The sequence below is a fragment of the Kordiimonas sp. UBA4487 genome, from assembly GCF_002389025.1.
Lineage (GTDB): Bacteria > Pseudomonadota > Alphaproteobacteria > Sphingomonadales > Kordiimonadaceae > Kordiimonas > Kordiimonas lacus.
In genome coordinates this window covers 298,485-314,759 of the sequence record NZ_DGNR01000011.1, presented here as the reverse complement: position 1 = coordinate 314,759, position 16,275 = coordinate 298,485, and the positions used below count along the sequence as shown (strand labels likewise).

Below are 16,275 nucleotides of genomic sequence, written 5' to 3'. Positions count from 1 at the left end.
GTTAAGGAGACACTCATGACCTATGTTGTCACTGAGGCATGTATCAAATGTAAATATATGGACTGCGTGGAAGTATGCCCTGTGGACTGCTTCTATGAAGGTGAAAACATGCTGGTTATCAACCCCAACGAATGTATCGATTGCGGCGTTTGTGAACCTGAGTGCCCGGCTGAGGCCATCCTGCCAGACACCGAAGACGGCATGGAAGAGTGGCTCGAGCTGAACACCAAATACAGCGAAGAATGGCCGAATATCACGGTCAAAGGCGAGCAGCCCGCTGACGCCGATGACTGGAAAGGCAAAGAAGGCAAAATGGAGCATTTCTCCGACAAGCCGGGTAAAGGCGACTGATTTAGCAGTTTCCGTTATTGCTTTTGCAGCAATGGTTTATCAGAGGCTCGGCCATCCCGCCGGGCCTCTTTTTCGTGTAAAAACGTCTAAAATCCAGCAATAGAGCCAAAGTGCGGCATCTTTCCACTGTCATATTAGTGAAATTTGTGGTATACAATAGGGATTGACGCGGCAAAAAGGGCGCCAAGCCTTTTGCCGTGTGGTGGCTGGAACCGCCTATAATTGAAACGCTTTTTAAAGCCTGTTTGCGCTCCTGGAGCTGGGGCAGCAACGGTTTTTTTTGGCCCAGTGCAGGGTCGGCGCAATTTTATTGCCCGCCCGGACATTCTCTGCCGGACCCTTATGGGAAACCGTGCATGCCCGAGAGGACGTCCAACCCTACACAGGTAGGCCGGCTAATGTAAAGAAGGACAAAGGACCACTATGGCAAAATCCACAAAACATCCTTACTCAGTTGGCGATTACATTGTTTACCCGAAGCACGGCGTAGGCCGGATCACCGAGCTTGAGACCCAGGAAATCGCGGGCCTCGCACTGGAGCTCTATGTCATCCGGTTCGAGAAAGAACGCATGACGCTTCGTGTCCCAACATTGAAAGCTGAAGCCAGCGGTATGCGCCGTCTGTCCTCGGACGCCACGCTGAAGGAAGCCTTCACAACACTTAAGGGCAAAGCACGCATCAAACGCACCATGTGGAGCCGTCGGGCACAGGAATATGAAGCAAAGATCAATTCCGGTGACCTGGTTTCCATCGCGGAGGTCGTCCGCGACCTGCACCGCGGCGCTGATCAGCCTGAGCAGTCCTACAGCGAACGCCAGATCTACGAGTCGGCCCTTGGTCGTCTTGCCCGTGAGCTGGCCGCCGTTGAGGACATCGACGAAGCAGCAGCGATGGTCAAGCTCGAGAAAGAGCTGGCTGCCTAAGCGCATCTGCTTAATCGGTTTTAAAAAGCCCGTCCCCGGTGATCCTGGGGGCGGGCTTTTTCGTACTGAGGTACACAATCCTGTGACATTGGAGGACTAAACTAAATCTCAAAAAAAAGTTGCTGCATTTTGAATCGTTTAGGGCCATAATGCGCTTCATTAATCGATCACATTAATTCTTGGGAGGGAATGAATGAGTCGTGGAAACTGGGCCACCGGCGATGACCGTAGGCTAATTCGTTTCGCAATGAAGGTTCCAATGCTGGACCGGGAAGAGGAAGGCGAACTGGCCCTTTCCTGGCAGCAGGAGCGCGACGAGCATGCGCTGAAGACGCTGACCGAGGCACACCTCCGCCTGGCCATTGCCGCTGCCAGCAAGTATCGCCATTACGGCCTGCCCGTCGCTGACCTGATCCAGGAAGGCACCGTTGGCCTGATGGAAGCCGCCTACCGGTTCGAGCCGGAGCGGGATGTTCGTTTCTCCACATACGCAAGCTGGTGGGTACGCGCCGCCGTTCAGGATTATGTCCTGAGGAACTGGTCGATCGTCCGCACGGGCACCACGAGCGCGCACAAGGCCCTGTTTTTCAACCTGAAACGCCTGAAGGCCCGCATGGGCGTTGACCCGGATCGGCCGCTATCCATGCTGTCGAGGAACCAGATCGCTGATGAGATGGGCGTACGGCTGAAGGATGTGGAAGCCATGGAAGGGCGCCTGTCGGGCGTTGACCGGTCGCTGAACGCGCCTGTGGCTGACGAATCGGCCCAGGAATGGCAGGATCTTCTGGTCAGCGAAAGCCCGCGTCCCGATCAGGAATATATGGAAAATGTGGACGGTGCCAAGAAAGCCGCGCTTATTGAGAAAGCCATGGGCAGCCTGACCGAACGCGAAAGCTTCATCATCCGCGAGCGCCAGCTTCGGGAAGAGGGTGTGACCCTTGCGGTACTTGGCAGCCAGTTGGGCATCTCCAAGGAACGTGTCCGTCAGCTTGAAGCGCAGGCGCTGGGCAAGCTGAAGCAGGCGCTGATCGCCGAAGTGGGCGACCCCCGCTTGGCGGGCCTGGCCGGCTGATACACTGTACTCCCAAAGAGACGATCAGAGAGACCATCAAGGCCGGGCCGCACAGCCCGGCTTTTTCATTGCGCGGGTTTGTCTTTCATGAGGCGCAGCTGCCCGGGGCCTTGCAGCAACAGCCTTGGCCCACCCTTGAAATCGATCCAGCCACGCACTTCCACCCGCCGGCCTTCAAACGTCAGCGGGTCGATTTTGGCTTTCCCGAAATGCCGCAGGGCGGTACTGGGAATTTCCACCGTAAAGTCTGTGCGCCAGTCCTCGCCGAAGTTCAGGTAAAGGGTTGTCCCCACCTGGTTGGCCGCCACCACAGAGCCTTCAACAATCTGGAACCAGCCGGTGCGCACGCCTGAGCTCAGCGCGTCGACGGTTTTCATATTGTCATACGCCCACAGGCCCTTGCCTTCCGCCCGTGCTGCATCTTCCGTGCGGTAGAGGGTCTCAAGCCCGCGCCGTCTGGTCGGGCGAGGGAAAACGAATACGTTGCCGCCCTCCACCAGGACATGCTGCAGCCAGCGGCCGTCCGCGAGCAGCGCATGGGCCACCAGTTCGCCTTCGCGGTTGGTCTTGCCCCCTTCGCAGTACAGACTGATTTCCTGACCGTCTGTGAGCGCGGTCAGCGCGTCCCGCGCGGCTTCAGCGTGGGGCCAGCTTCTGTAGGGATCACCTTTTTTCCAAAGCTCCGGCGCCTTCACCAGCGCCAGCTTGACCACCTGGCCGCCATTTGTGGTGAAACGCGCCCCGCCGATGGCGCCTTGGGCCGTAACCGTACCGCAGTCTTCAAGGCCCGTCAGGTCCAGCTCTGTGGCTTGGGCTGCTTGCCCCGCCAGCATCGCGACCAATATAAGGATTGCCCTCAGTGGCATCATGTTTCATCCTCCCCGTGGATCAGGTGATCATAGCCTGATTGGCACACGCCGAGAACGATAAAACAACACAGAGAACCACAGAGAGACGCTATGGCTCACGGTACCCACGACTATGAAGACGACCCGCGCAACCGGGACATTTTGATCAATGTGAATGGCGAATATTTCGCGCGCGAAGACGCCAAAGTGTCTGTGTTCGACAGCGGCTATATCCTGGGCGACGGCGTGTGGGAAGGCCTGCGGGTACATGGCGGCGTTATCGCGTTTCTCGACCGGCACATGAAGCGGCTGTATGAAGGCGCCAAGGCCATCGATATGGATATCGCCCTGACGCGCGAAGAGCTCAAGGCGCGGCTCTATGAGACCATCGACAGGAACAAGATGCTTGAGGGCGGCCATATCCGCCTGATGGTTACCCGCGGCATCAAGGCCACGCCCTATCAGGACCCGCGCGTGACCATCGGTGATCCGACCATTGTGATCATCCCGGAATTCAAATCACCGCTCAAGACCACGCTTGAGAAGGGCCTGAAGCTGTTCACCGTGCATGTGCGCCGCGGCGCGCCGGACGTGCAGGACCCCAAGCTCAACAGCCACTCGAAGCTTAATTGCATCACCGCCTGCATCCAGGCCGCCAAGGCGGGCGCGGACGAAGCCCTGATGCTGGACCCGCACGGCTTTGTCGCCACCTGCAACAGCACCCACTTTTTCATCGTGCGCGACGGCGAGGTCTGGACCTCAAGCGGGAAATACTGCCTGGGCGGAATCACCCGCTCCAACGTCATTGAATGCGCGCGCGACGCCGGCATCCCGGTGTTTGAAAAAGACTTCAGCCTCACGGATGTTTACGGTGCTGACGAAGCTTTTGTCACCGGCACCTTCGCGGGCCTTGTGCCTGTGGGCGATGTGGATGGGCGGACGCTTGGCGAAGACAGTGCCCCGATGCCCGGCCCGATGGTTGAACGCCTGCGCGGCCTCTATAGGGCGCGGATCGAGGCCGAGGTTGCAAAGGGACGCAGCTGATGACGGACCTGATGACCGGCGATATCATCCGGATCGCCATGTGGTCGGGCCCAAGGAATATCTCGACCGCCATGATGCGCTCGTTCGAGAACCGGGCGGACACCATGGTTGTGGATGAGCCCTTCTATGCCGCCTTTCTGAAGGAAAGCGGGCTCGACCATCCGGGCCGGGACCTGATCCTGAAGGAGCAGCCCATAAGCTGGCAGGCGGTGGTGGACGACCTCTTGGCGCCTTTGCCGACCGGCAAGCGCATTTTTTACCAGAAGCATATGTGCCACCACATGCTGCCCAGCTTTGGCCTCGATTGGACCGACGATTTCCGGAACGCCTTTCTGGTGCGTGATCCGCGTCACATCCTGGCAAGCTATGTCAAGTCACGCCCCGACGTGACGCTTGAGGATCTGGGCGTGGAACGCCAGCTGGAAATATTCCGCATGATCGCTGACCGTGAGGGCAAGGCCCCGCCGGTGATCGACACCGCCGAAGTGCAGGCTGCGCCGAAGGAGACGCTGACGCGGCTCTGTGCGGCGCTCGATATTCCGTTCGACGCGGCCATGCTGTCGTGGCCCAAAGGCCCGCGGGACAGTGACGGTGTGTGGGCGTCCTGGTGGTATGCCGGTGTGGAGCAATCGACCGGGTTCGCGCCCCCCAATGATGCGGCCCGAACGGCAGAATTTAACAGCTTGGATGACGACCTTAAGCGCATTGCAGACGCTGCCATGCCGATCTATGAGGAAATGAGCCGCTACCGGGTCTGACCAGCTTCAGCTTTTCTTGATATAGAGCGGGAAACCGAGCGTAACGGTTGTGCCTTCGCCAGGGACAGAGCTGATGGCGAAATCGCCGCCCAGCAGTTCCATGAAGCGGCTGACAAGCGGCAGGCCCAGGCCTGTGCCTGTGTGGCTGCGGGCATATTCGCCCTGCACCTGGCCAAACAGCGAAACAGCTTTCTGGATTTCATCCTTTGACATGCCGATGCCTGTGTCGCGCACCACCAGCTGATAGCGGTCCTCCACCGTATGGCCGGAAATCATGATCTGCCCATTGGGCCGGGTGAATTTCACCGCGTTTGACAGCAGGTTGATCAGCACCTGGCGCATGATGCGCTCATCGCTAAACAGCTCTGCACTCTCGCACTCTTTGGTAATCTCGATGGATTTTTCATCTGCCTGCGCCTGGATGATTTTGCTGCTGGCGTCTACCACCAGGATGGGGTCGACCTTCTCGGCATAAATCTCAAACCGTTCGGCCTCCAGCTTTGAAATATCCAGAATGTCATTGATGATGGACAGCAGATGTTCGCCACTTTGGCGAATCAGGGTCAGATATTCCTTGTTCTTTTCACCCTCAACCTTGCCGTAAAGCTCCAGCGAGATCAGCTCGGTAAAGCCCAGGATGGCATTCAGCGGTGTCCGGATTTCATGACTTGTGGACGCCAGGAAGGCCGACTTCGCTTTGTTGGCGCCCTCCAGTTCACGGAACAGCTGGTTGGCGCGCCGCATGAAGCGGCCCAAGGCCAGCACCACAATGATCAGCAAGACGATAGCCGGGAAGATCATTTTGCTGACCATCTCCGACCCGGGCGCTGCCGTTTTCCAGACCAGGTAACGAATGGGGTTGCCGTCAAAGTCCAGAACCGGCAGCGATGCGTTGCTGCCGCCCGGATCATCGGTAAGGGACAGGGTGTGGATGGCGTTTGCGGTGCCCATCTCCTCAAGGTGTTCAGCCGTCAGTTGGGCTACAAAGATAATCGCGGAATGGCCGTTTTCCGCCACCACATCATCAAGCTGGTTGATGCCGGAGTTTTGTACCAGGCTCGCGCCAAAAGCCAACAACTGGCCCTCTGCCAGGATAAAGCCTGACCGGCTTATCGGTTCTCTTGGCTTCGGTTTGGGGAAGGTGCGTATAAGCTTCTGAAAACCCGCATCAAGCAGCACGTGCGGCGCTGGCAGGTCCTGAACAAAGTTGGCATAAATCAGGCTGGCGTCAGGCCGCAGCACCAGTACACCGTGAATGTCTTGGATGCCATTGACAGATTCACCGATGGTGGTGTCGATCCAGTCGATATCTTCTTCGATCGTGATATTGTCGACGGACTCGTCCCACCAGGCATTGTCCTCTGCCAGCACGGCCAGAGACTTGTGGATGGACGCCATATCCTGTTCGATCACCTTGGCCTCGGCTTCGAGCGCGGCTTCATCCTGAAGCGTCGCCGCAACAATCACAACACCGACGAATGCCGCAATACTGGCGGCAACCGCAATGAAGACCGGTGCGACAAGTCGGTGAAAATTCACGCTGATTCCTTAAACAGAGCTCCTAGGGTATCAGACGCCGAATAGGTTAATATTCTGTAAGAAATCCGCAGTTTTCTGCATTTTTTGAATGGCCTGCCTGCAGCCCGGTTCGACATGGTTGACCCGGTACGGGATTGCCGCTAAACCGCATAGACATGCCAAGGCATGGCCCCGTAGCTCAGCAGGATAGAGCACCAGATTCCTAATCTGGGGGCCACAGGTTCGAATCCTGTCGGGGTCACCACCTTCCACAATGTATGTTGCGCGCGCTTGGCCGGGTCAGGCCGGGGGCGCATTTTACCGCCGCCAGCCTTGGCTGTCGGATGCAAGGGCCTCGAACGCGCTGATGCTGGGCAGGAAGAAATAGTCGCCGCCTCGGCACACCACAAACTGCTGCAGGTTATCGCACACCATGGTGTCGCGCCCGGCGGCATTGTCGCCCGGGATTACCATCTGGTCGTGCCCGCACTGGGTGCCGATGATCGGGTCGCGGTCATTGCCCTGGTTGAACTCGTTGCCGTAATTCACCCACTGTTGCTGCACGAACTCGAACTGGCGCGAGATGCTGGCGTTCAGCACGATGAACATCAGGCCCTGGCCGTCCTCGCCGTTCACCTCTTCCTGCGTTTTGCCTGTGGGCACCAGCTCACCATAGGTGATGGCGCGCCTCAGGATGCGGTGCCGGTCCACCAGAAGGGACCCGAAGCTGGCGCCAGAGCTGTCACGTGGGTTGGTGCGCCGCATGTGCGATCCCATCGGGCACACCCGGCCTTCAGGGTCCGATGAATAGCGGAAATCGAAATCGTCATGGGCGGGCATCAGGGGCGTGCCGTCCCGGCGCCTGCCGACCATGCGGCTGGCGATATCGTCTGCGTCTGCCCCAAGCTTCGACGCCTGGCCCTTCAGGTAATCCCGCCACAGGTCCACATCCTGTGCCAGCTTCCGAAGCACCATGAAGGACCCGTTCCTGGCGAAGGCATCGGGCTTTGGCGCGATCGGCATTTCACCGTTGGTGTCCACATGCCCCAGGATGAACTCGCCTGCCGGGAAGTCGGCCCATTCGCCCTCCGGTGTGATGCGCCCGCCGCCGGTGACGTGCTTGTCATTAAGGCCCTTGATCGGCGGGTTGCCGATGCCGTCGCGGAAGCCGAAATGCTCCAGCAGCACGGGCTTTTCGGGCTGGCTCGTTTTGTCCTCGATATAAACCGGCACATCGGGGCTGGAGACAATGCGGCTGACATCCTGGCTGCCGACAATGGCAACACCCTTTGTCTTGGCAACCCAGGTGGTGAAGGCCTTGTCCCAGTCTTTCAGAAGCGCGTCGGTGCGGGCATAGACGCCCACCCACAGATGCACCTGATGGTCAGCCCAGATGTCTTCCCAATGCTCGGGCGCGCTTGCGCCAGCGTCGCCATTGATTTTCGCGCGCCTGCGCATGCCGTCGCGGAAGTCTTCCGGCAGGCTGTAAAGAAGGTCATTGTCCAGCTTCAGGCCCTCAAGCCCCGCGCAGGTAAAGGCGGCGTTTACGCACACGTCCGGTTTGACCGACTTGAGGTCATGAAAGCTGGTGAGCGGCATCAGGTGCCTGATGAGCGCCCGGCCCGCCTTGTCGTCATCATAGCGCAGGAAGAAGAAGCGCCCCTTGGGCCACGCGAGACCAAAGCCCTTGAAGATGCCCTGAACGTCCTTGGTGTTGATCGTGGTGCTGCTCATCAGAATGTTCCTGGCTTTGGCAGATCGGGATTTTTGAGGCTTTCGCGGTTTTTCCGCCACGCCGCTTGCAGTTCCTTGTCCGACAGTCCCTGATGGTCGGAGACAAAGTCTGCCAGCGCATTCTTGCGCCTAAGCTGCAGGAGCGTTTCCCCGACGCTCAAGGGGAAGCCGGCATAGCCAAGCGGATTATGGAAGCTGCAGGCGTCGATATAGCGGCGAAAGAAGACAGCCCCCCGGAAGTCCGGATAGCCGATGCACTGGCCCCATACATTATGGACGAAGTCCGTATCGCGCCGGTAGAGGGCATCGAGGAAATCATCGATCCGGCCGTCGATATCGGCGGCGAAGATCAGATATTTGGTCTTCAGGCCAGAGCCCGAGACATCCCCCATGGGCGGTACCAGTTGGTCCAGAATCTGCACGCGCGCCATATGAACCATCGGGCAATCGGCAAACGGGCTGTCGTCCTGCTCGTGGCTCAGAAGCGTCTTGCGGATGGTGGCTTCGCGGCCATCTGGGTCGTTGCGGCGGTGTTCAATGGGCGAGAAGGCGGTCAGGAAACTGTGCTCGGTCATTGGCTCAACTCCAGCGGGCGGGCGCGGTGGAGCAGCGCTTCATGCTCTGGCTCCAGCCCCGATTTGCCAAGCCAGGGCGAAACCTGGTTCACGAAAGCGCGGTAGCGGCGGCCAAACTCGGCGTCGTCCATCTCGTTTTCCGTGTCCGCGAGGAAAGCTTCCAGTTCCGTGTTCAGCCTTGTGGATGCATCGATATCGCGCACCGTCGCGCCAGGGTAGGCGTTATAATAGAGATGCTGTTCATTCTCGAAATAGTGGATATAGCGCTTGAAATGCCGCATCGGCCACGAGCCTTCAAAGCCCCGGCTGGTGTACCACAGCATGTTGAGGCCTTTTGACACCGCGTGAATGCGGCCGAAGGCATCAATATACTGGTCCCAGGGCCCGTTGAAATTGGTGGTGAACAGATAAAGGTCATAGGGCCATTTGTCTTCCACCGGCTGGTCCGGGCTCAGGCGCGGTAGTTTGTCACCCTCAATCAGGATCCAGCGGGCAAAATGGATGAATGCCAGTTCCTTGACCACGCCAAGCGGCAGGTGGTGGAAGATGAACAGGATCACCTTGGTCAGGAACCGGCCCCAGCCCCTTTTAACCGGTGTGATCACCGTCATGGGGTTGGACTTCCCCTTGAAATGAATGGGTACAAGCGGCATGGCGGCCCCCCTTTATTTTTCGTAGGACAGGAAGAAGTTCCAGGGGAAGTTCCCGTTATAGACCATCTTGCCGCCCGCCTTTGGCTTGCGTTTGAAGATGGCCGTGAAAATCTCTTCCATCATGGTGTCGGCAATCTTGTCGCCGACGCAGTAATGGAAGTGATAGCCGTAGACCATATAGACGTCCTTTGACCTGTTCGGGTCGAACCTGTTCGGGTCGGCAATCCGGCGCTTGTCCTTCATGGCCGACATGCCGGAGATATAGACCAACTGGTCCTTCTTGATCTTGTAGGTCTTCTTTGAGCCGATCCCGATCTCCTGGTCCTCGGGTGCCGTGCGCCACAGGCCGGGCAGGATATAGCTGATCCGAAGCGCTTCATGGACACACTTCAGGATCATGCCGCTATCGTCTGCCGCCGCCGCGTCACATGCCGTCTGATAGCCTGTGCGGTTGTTCATGATCACATCCAGCGCATGGCCGTTCGCCAACGTGTTGGTGGGCAGATAGCCCATGATCATGCCCATCAGGTAGGACCTCAGCGCCTGGTCATCGACAATATTCTGGGCGTGGCAGCGGCCGATGATGGTGGTGTCCGGCAGCGGGTTCTTGCGTGCGCTCGCGATGGCGTCATCAATCACCTCCCACACGACTTTGACGGCGGCCTGGGCGCCAGCGACAACCTTGGGCGCGGTGGACTGGGCACCAAACAGGAAGCCGGCCACATGCATGCAGCCGTTGAAGAAGTCCTGGCGTTTTTCCGATGGGATCGGCACACCATAATAGCGGTCGATCACCGCTTCGGTGACGGGCACCATCAGGCCCTGGATCGCATCAATCCTGTCGCCTGCCTTGTCGAGCGCCTGCTGGCTGACTTCATTCGCGATCTGGCCGACGAACTTCAGGTCCTCGGTGCGCCAGAGCTTTTTGACGTTCTCAAGCGTTTCCCAGTAAGCGGGTGTGTCTTTCATCGCCAACAGGAAGGTGGGTTTCCAGTCCAGATAATCCACCTGGCGCTGGTAGGGCACCGGGAAATCCTTCTGGCGGCTGAACACTTCCTGCACCAGGTCGAAACTGGTGACGATAACAGTGTTGGTGAATGGGAACCGGAATGCTGGGGCGAAACGCCTGAGTATGGCGAATGTGCCCGGAATGATCCGGCGGACGAGTAATGTGGTCAGGAACTGGGCGATAGGCCCAGGCCGTTTATCCTGAAGACTGGACAGCTTCTCTGTCCCCGCAGCTGGCTTCATGCGGTAACCCCCAATATGTGCGCCTATCCATATGCCGCCCCCACGGCAGGTGTGACATACCATCACAGGATGAGCCTATCCAACCCATGCGCGCCTGTCCAGCTTCCTGAAAAGGGGGTGGCTTCAGAGGATTGTCCTCATGCCGGGATCGTCGTCGAAATAGCGCTGTGTAGCCTGATAGCCAGAGGTATAAAGCCGGTCGAAATTGGTGGCCGAAAGGTCGAGGTCTGTTGCCTTGAAGCCCAGGTCGTCAATCAGCACGCTGCGGCGAACCTGCTCCGGGTCGCGGTCGAAATCGATGGCCTGGGCGCTCAGAAGCGTGGCGAACAGGCTTTTGGTAAACTCGAACAGATTATCCAGTTCAAGATGCGCGGGCGCCGTGTCGGCCCCGCGCGTGAAACAGAAGCCCAGCGTGCTGTCTGTGATATCCCGTTCGCCGTCAAACGCGCTGATCGGATAGTTATAGACCGTGCCGCCATCCACATAGAGATGATTGTTGGGCTTGCCGTCCGGGAACTGCCAGGCCGCATACATCAACGGGATCGACATGGAGGCACGCACGGCCCCCACCACGGATGCATCGGGTGTCTGTTCGGCAGAAAACTCGCGGGTGTTGCGGATGGTCAGGTCGGTGGCGAACACCTTGAGCTCCCGCTTTCCCTCGGTCGCGAGGTCGGCAAATGTCAGGCTTTCAGGCAGTCCGAGATCGGTTACCTGGCGGGCGATCCAGTCATAGAGTACTTCGCCCTTATAGAGGCCATAATGGGTTGCCACCCGGATCGGGTTGGGCTTGTCCTCCAGCGTTTTGAACTGCATGGCCTTCAGGGCGTCCTTCAGGCCATCGGATGAATAGCCCAGGCTCAGGAGCAGGGCGACGAAAGCACCTGCGGACGACCCCGCCACCCGGCGCACGCCCTTCATCATGCCGCGCTCTTCCAGCAGCTTCAGCGCCCCGGCATAGGCAATGCCGCGCACGCCGCCGCCTTCGAACACAAGGTTTTCGATATCAGATTTGCCGGACGTCATGCATGCCCCCAGTGTCTGCCGGTCGCTGCCATCAGGCCAGGGCACCGTTCACGTCGCCTGTCGGGTCGGGCTTTGGCGCCGCATCGCTGCGGTGGACAGCCACGCAGTCGCGGCCTCTGTCCTTGGCGCGGTACAGGGCTTCGTCTCCGGCGTCGAAGAAATCTGCGGCAGAGGCAAAATTGTCGTCCCGGCGGCTGACAACGCCGACGCTGATGGACACTTTCTTGAGCGCCATATCCATGGCCACATGGTCGCGCAGGCGTTCCGCCAGGATAACCGCTTCTTCACTGCCAGTCCGCGGCAGCAGCACCGCGAACTCCTCACCACCATAGCGGTAGGCGGCGCCCGGGCGGCGGATGCGGGTTTTGAAAATACGGCCCAGCTCGCGCAAGACCTGGTCACCGATGGCGTGCCCAAACTCGTCATTGAATTTCTTGAAGTTGTCCACGTCGATCACCAGCAGCGACAGGTCAGCTTCCGGGCGCGCGCTGAAGTCGAATTCGGCCTCAAGCTCTTCGTCAAAATGACGACGGTTCGCCAGGCCCGTCAGCGGGTCGATATGCGATTGGTGGCGCAGCTGCTTGACGCGTACGCCAAGGGCCGCGGACAGGAAGATGAATTCGAAGAAGGACCCAACCTGGAAGCCATAATGGGTGATGAAATTATGGGGCAGCAGGCCAAACACTTTCAGGAGGTAAAGAAGCAGGCCGACCAGGAAGACCGACCAAGCCATCAGATAGTAGCGCGCGGCGGCTTCGCCCCGAATATGGGCCACAATGCCCATCGCCAGGACAAGGCCAAGTGCCATCAGGTTGAGGACGGCAAGCGGCATCACCAGGTTGCCATAGCCGATGAACGGCACGGACAACAGGATTGGCACCAGTATCAGCTGCAGGCTGGTGACGGCCCGGTGCAAAAACGGCGACAGGCGCTTGATGCCCAGCAGCGAGCGCGAGAATTGCAGCAGGAAGATGATCGACAAGGTCAGGAGCACGGGCCGGCTGATCTGGCCGAACTCCGGCGCGTCGGGCCACAGATACTGGAAGGCCAGGCCATTGAAGGCCATCATATAGCTGCTGTAGCTCAGGATGTAGGTCAGGTAATAGAGAAACGCCAGGTGGCGGTCTACCAGATACAGAAGCGAAATACACAGGGCCAGCAACAGGAAGCCGCCAAAATAAGCACCGAACGCCATATATTCGAGTTCGATTTTCGGCAGCAGCGTATGTTGATCATAGAGCGACAGACCAATGTTCACCGGCCCTTCCGTGCGTACGCGCATATAGACGGTCTGTTGCTCGTCGGCCGCCAGTGTCAGCGGGAAAAGGAAATCACGGTGCCGGATCGGGCGGCTGCCAAAGGGGCGCCTGTTGCCTGTTTCCCAGCTTTGTACCTGTTCCTTGCCCGAGAGGACCCAGACATCGACATAGTCAAGCAGCGGATAATCAAGTTTGAAGGTAACCTTATCGGCCTTGGCGCCACTGTTCTTAACGGTGAAGCGCACCCACCAGTCGGACCGTGAAAAGCCATAATTTGCGGCGCCCCGGTATAGTGGCTCGAAGCGGGCATTGAAAAGCCCGTCACGCAGATCATCAGCAGTGAATTCGCGTTTGGGATCTTCAAGAACGTGCAGGTAAGGCGTTACATCGACGACAGACTCGAGGCCATCTATTTCGAGATGATTTTTGGCGAGACCGGGCTGCGACAGTGTCAGAAGCACAAGCCAGAGGGACGCGAAGGTAAATTTCCAAAAAGCCATAGTCGCTTTACCAAACATTGTTCATCACACAACAGGAACAAGGGTCCCGAAATCCGGCCTCATACGAATATTGATGCCCCCACCAAGGTCTTGGAGAGGCCAATCTAGCAAAACTATTTGATAAAGCCGCATATTTTTTTGGTATCAGGGACTAAATCTCACCATTTCTGTAGTAATTGCACCGGAAATGGAACCAGCTTCCATGGTGTGACCCCTGTTTAGGCAGTCTTTTTGTTGAGTTAACGCAATCTATTGTCCAGGAAACGCAACTAACGCGGCATTTCGGGCCGTCCATCACTTGATGGGAGGGTCAGCAACGGTGTGACAATAAGCTTGCACTATGCCAGATTGCTGTTGAAGGCTTTTACGAAGGGGGAAAGGCGATGGCGGGCCAGGGAAAATCACGCTTCAACATAAAAGATGCGGCACTTGAAATTACCGGCATTGTCTTTGCCGTTTTGCTGGCGCTGTGGCTGGAGAGCTGGCGCGACGATATGGAGCTTCAGCAGCGGGCCGATGTTGCCCTGTCGCGCATTCAGTTGGAGGTTGAGACCAACCGGCGGGAAGTCAGGGCGTCCATTGCTGAAAACAATGCCAATATCGCGGCCATCACAGCAGCGCTGAAGAACAACACAGGTGCAGACGAAAATAGGCCGCCCCTGATCGACCGGATCGGCCCCCATCTCGCGATCTCTTCCAGTTCATTGAGCGATTCGGCCTGGACGTCAGCCAAAATGACAGAAGTGCTGGGCCGCATGCCGGCAGATCATGTTGCCCGGCTTGCCGGCGTCTATGACACGCAAAGCTATTACCGCGATTACGCCCGCTTTTTCATGCGCGAATATACCAACCTGACCATTGATATTCAGTATGACGAGGTATCGGACAAAGCGGCCCGCAAATTTGTCCAGCATCTGGCGCTGTTGAACAGCATCGGGGATCAGCTGCTGGCAGCCTATGATGGGTATTTGTCGCCGTCACCGGGCACCGACGTGGACTGAGGCGCTGCTACATGCAGGCAATCCGCCAGCTTGTCGCGGCAAATCCGCCGCATCTGGCTGGCGAGCGACCGGTACAGCTGGCGTTTGGCCGCAGTCGGCCGCCAGGCCAGTACCACATCCCTGTCTGATGGGGTTTCGCTCATTTCCAGCACTGTGACGTCATTCCGGGGGGCAATCTCACTGCGGATATAGAGGGCCGGCAGGAACGCCAGGCCAAACCCCGTGCCGATCATCTGCCGCACCGTATCCAGGCTGGTGCCTTCATAGTCCCGCATCAGTCGGGCGCCGAACTGGTTGGCCATGGCCTGCATCTGCTCGAACAGGCGGTGGCGTTCCTCGATCGCCAGCAGGCGTTCGCCCTTGATGGCGCTGGCATCCACCTTGCCCTTGCCAACAAGCGGATGGTCCGGTGGCGCGCACAGCTTGAAGGGTTCGCCGAACAGGGGTTCGACCACCAAACCGCCGATCTCAACCGGCATGGTGGTGAGAATCAGGTCGTAGCGACCGTCCAGAAGGCCGTTTTCAAGCTCGCGCGGGGTCCCTTCGCGCACATAAAGCCTGAGGGTCGGGTCCGTGGTGTGCACCTCTGACAAGACTTCCGGCAGGAAATAGGGCCCCAGGGTGGGCGGTACCCCCAGCCTGTGAACCCCACTGCCGCCGGTGCTGGCAAAGCGCGCCTGTTCGCGAATGCCGTTCACTTCTGTCTCGATGTTGGTGATGTGCGGGATCAGGTCGCGCCCGGCCGCCGTGGGGATTGTGCCAGACCGCGACCGTTCCAGCAGCACCATGCCCAGCGTCTCTTCAAGCGCGGCAATCTGCGAGGTGATTGTGGGCTGCGACACCCCCAGTTTCTGGGACGCAGCCCGGAAGCTGCCTTCCTTTATCACAGCCTGCAAATACATAAGTTGTTTGAGCGTGGGGTATCCAATATCTGCCATGAGGGCCTCTTTTGTGTGATAGCTGTTTCCTATCACTATTTATGAAAATATGCCAATTGAATTATCACTTACCTGCGAATACATCCAAGCCACGGAATTTTTCGCCACCGCCAACCCTTCCCCATGGGCGGTGGCTCACAAACGCAGGAGAGTATGATGGACAAAATTGTTGATGGCGTGCTGAAGTTCAAACACGAGGTGTTTCCCGAGCGCAAAGCGCTGTTCGAGGACCTGGCATCGGGCCAAAGTCCTGAGGTGCTGATGATCACCTGTGCCGACAGCCGCATCGACCCTGGCATGATCACCCAGGCCGAGCCGGGTGATCTGTTCATCTGCCGTAACGCAGGTAATATTGTACCGCCGCACAGCACCCACACTGGCGGCAACACCGCCTCCATCGAGTTTGCCGTCGCCGTTTTGGGCGTGACCGACATTGTCGTATGCGGCCACACCGATTGTGGTGCCATGAAAGGCGCCATCAACCCGGAAGCGCTGACGGAACTCCCCCACGTATCCAACTGGCTGGCGCACAGCCGGGCTGCTGTGGCTGTTGCCCGCCGCAAGTATCCAGACCTTGAAGGCAAGGATTTCCTCAAGGCTGTGACGGAAGAAAACGTGCTGCTGCAGCTTCAGCACCTTCGCACACACCCTGTTGTGGCCGCGGGCCTCGCAGAAGGCAAGATCTCCCTGCATGGCTGGGTCTATGATATCGGCCACGGTGAAGTGCATGCCTATGACGCAGCCACGGGCAGCTTCAATGCCCTCGCCCATAAAAAAGCCGTCGCATAAAGCGGCGGCCCCCCCTGAGACAGCAGGACAAGAA

At 58.4% G+C, this 16,275-nt stretch carries 16 protein-coding genes and 1 tRNA gene; 8 read left to right on the top strand and 9 right to left on the bottom strand.

Going from position 1 to position 16,275, the window contains the following annotated elements; all coding sequences use genetic code 11:
* Positions 1-15 precede the first annotated feature (15 nt).
* The 3 genes from fdxA (at position 16) to B3Z17_RS06960 (ending at position 2,347) form a co-directional block, all read left to right on the top strand.
* Positions 16-351, top strand: coding sequence for a ferredoxin FdxA (fdxA, locus tag B3Z17_RS06970; protein WP_286829136.1), 336 nt, complete (start codon positions 16-18; stop codon positions 349-351).
* A gap of 423 nt (positions 352-774) precedes the next feature.
* Entirely contained in the window at positions 775-1,275 is a 501-nt protein-coding gene (locus B3Z17_RS06965) for a CarD family transcriptional regulator (RefSeq protein ID WP_068308516.1), read from the top strand.
* Positions 1,276-1,468: 193 nt separating this feature from the next.
* Entirely contained in the window at positions 1,469-2,347 is an 879-nt protein-coding gene (locus tag B3Z17_RS06960) for an RNA polymerase factor sigma-32 (protein ID WP_286829135.1), read from the top strand.
* Between the two features lie 65 nt (positions 2,348-2,412).
* Here the strand turns inward: B3Z17_RS06960 and B3Z17_RS06955 are convergent, their stop codons facing one another.
* Positions 2,413-3,216, bottom strand: a complete 804-nt coding sequence (locus B3Z17_RS06955) for a thermonuclease family protein (RefSeq protein ID WP_286829134.1) — start codon at positions 3,214-3,216, stop codon at positions 2,413-2,415.
* Positions 3,217-3,306: 90 nt separating this feature from the next.
* Between B3Z17_RS06955 and B3Z17_RS06950 the strand changes: the two genes are divergently transcribed.
* The gene (locus B3Z17_RS06950; RefSeq protein WP_286829133.1) at positions 3,307-4,239 is read left to right on the top strand and encodes an aminotransferase class IV; all 933 of its coding nucleotides are present in this window, start codon (positions 3,307-3,309) and stop codon (positions 4,237-4,239) included.
* Positions 4,239-4,997, top strand: a complete 759-nt coding sequence (locus B3Z17_RS06945) for an HAD family hydrolase (RefSeq protein ID WP_286829132.1) — start codon at positions 4,239-4,241, stop codon at positions 4,995-4,997. Before B3Z17_RS06950 ends, B3Z17_RS06945 begins: the two co-directional genes overlap by 1 nt.
* A 6-nt stretch (positions 4,998-5,003) precedes the next feature.
* Here B3Z17_RS06945 and B3Z17_RS06940 read toward each other — a convergent pair whose 3' ends face one another.
* Positions 5,004-6,536, bottom strand: a complete 1,533-nt coding sequence (locus B3Z17_RS06940) for an ATP-binding protein (RefSeq protein WP_286829131.1) — start codon at positions 6,534-6,536, stop codon at positions 5,004-5,006.
* 167 nt (positions 6,537-6,703) lie between these two features.
* Between B3Z17_RS06940 and B3Z17_RS06935 the strand changes: the two genes are divergently transcribed.
* Positions 6,704-6,780 (top strand) — tRNA-Arg (locus B3Z17_RS06935).
* 53 nt (positions 6,781-6,833) lie between these two features.
* On the opposite strand, the gene B3Z17_RS06930 is transcribed toward B3Z17_RS06935, so the two are convergent.
* From B3Z17_RS06930 to B3Z17_RS06905, 6 genes are all read right to left on the bottom strand, one after another.
* Positions 6,834-8,249, bottom strand: a complete 1,416-nt coding sequence (locus B3Z17_RS06930) for a Dyp-type peroxidase (RefSeq protein WP_286829130.1) — start codon at positions 8,247-8,249, stop codon at positions 6,834-6,836.
* The gene (locus B3Z17_RS06925) at positions 8,249-8,824 is read right to left on the bottom strand and encodes a hypothetical protein (protein WP_286829129.1); all 576 of its coding nucleotides are present in this window, start codon (positions 8,822-8,824) and stop codon (positions 8,249-8,251) included. The genes B3Z17_RS06930 and B3Z17_RS06925 overlap by 1 nt, the downstream gene beginning before the upstream one ends.
* The gene (locus B3Z17_RS06920; protein ID WP_286829128.1) at positions 8,821-9,477 is read right to left on the bottom strand and encodes a hypothetical protein; all 657 of its coding nucleotides are present in this window, start codon (positions 9,475-9,477) and stop codon (positions 8,821-8,823) included. The genes B3Z17_RS06925 and B3Z17_RS06920 overlap by 4 nt, the downstream gene beginning before the upstream one ends.
* 12 nt (positions 9,478-9,489) lie before the next feature.
* Complete coding sequence (locus tag B3Z17_RS06915) at positions 9,490-10,728, bottom strand: cytochrome P450 (RefSeq protein ID WP_286829127.1); 1,239 nt, start codon at positions 10,726-10,728, stop codon at positions 9,490-9,492.
* A gap of 123 nt (positions 10,729-10,851) precedes the next feature.
* Positions 10,852-11,754, bottom strand: coding sequence for a patatin-like phospholipase family protein (locus B3Z17_RS06910; RefSeq protein ID WP_286829126.1), 903 nt, complete (start codon positions 11,752-11,754; stop codon positions 10,852-10,854).
* A 31-nt stretch (positions 11,755-11,785) separates the two neighbouring features.
* The gene (locus B3Z17_RS06905) at positions 11,786-13,513 is read right to left on the bottom strand and encodes a diguanylate cyclase (protein ID WP_286829125.1); all 1,728 of its coding nucleotides are present in this window, start codon (positions 13,511-13,513) and stop codon (positions 11,786-11,788) included.
* Between the two features lie 383 nt (positions 13,514-13,896).
* On the opposite strand from B3Z17_RS06905, the gene B3Z17_RS06900 reads away from it, so the two are divergent.
* Positions 13,897-14,514, top strand: coding sequence for a hypothetical protein (locus B3Z17_RS06900; protein ID WP_068308494.1), 618 nt, complete (start codon positions 13,897-13,899; stop codon positions 14,512-14,514).
* On the opposite strand, the gene B3Z17_RS06895 is transcribed toward B3Z17_RS06900, so the two are convergent.
* A complete protein-coding gene (locus B3Z17_RS06895) occupies positions 14,469-15,452 on the bottom strand; it encodes a hydrogen peroxide-inducible genes activator (protein WP_068308492.1) in 984 nt (327 codons plus the stop codon). The two genes, B3Z17_RS06900 and B3Z17_RS06895, sit on opposite strands and share 46 nt — an antisense overlap.
* A 156-nt stretch (positions 15,453-15,608) precedes the next feature.
* Here B3Z17_RS06895 and B3Z17_RS06890 point away from each other — a divergent pair, with 156 nt between their 5' ends.
* On the top strand, positions 15,609-16,241 hold the full coding sequence (locus B3Z17_RS06890) for a carbonic anhydrase (protein ID WP_286829124.1): 633 nt from the start codon (positions 15,609-15,611) through the stop codon (positions 16,239-16,241).
* Positions 16,242-16,275: the final 34 nt, after the last annotated feature.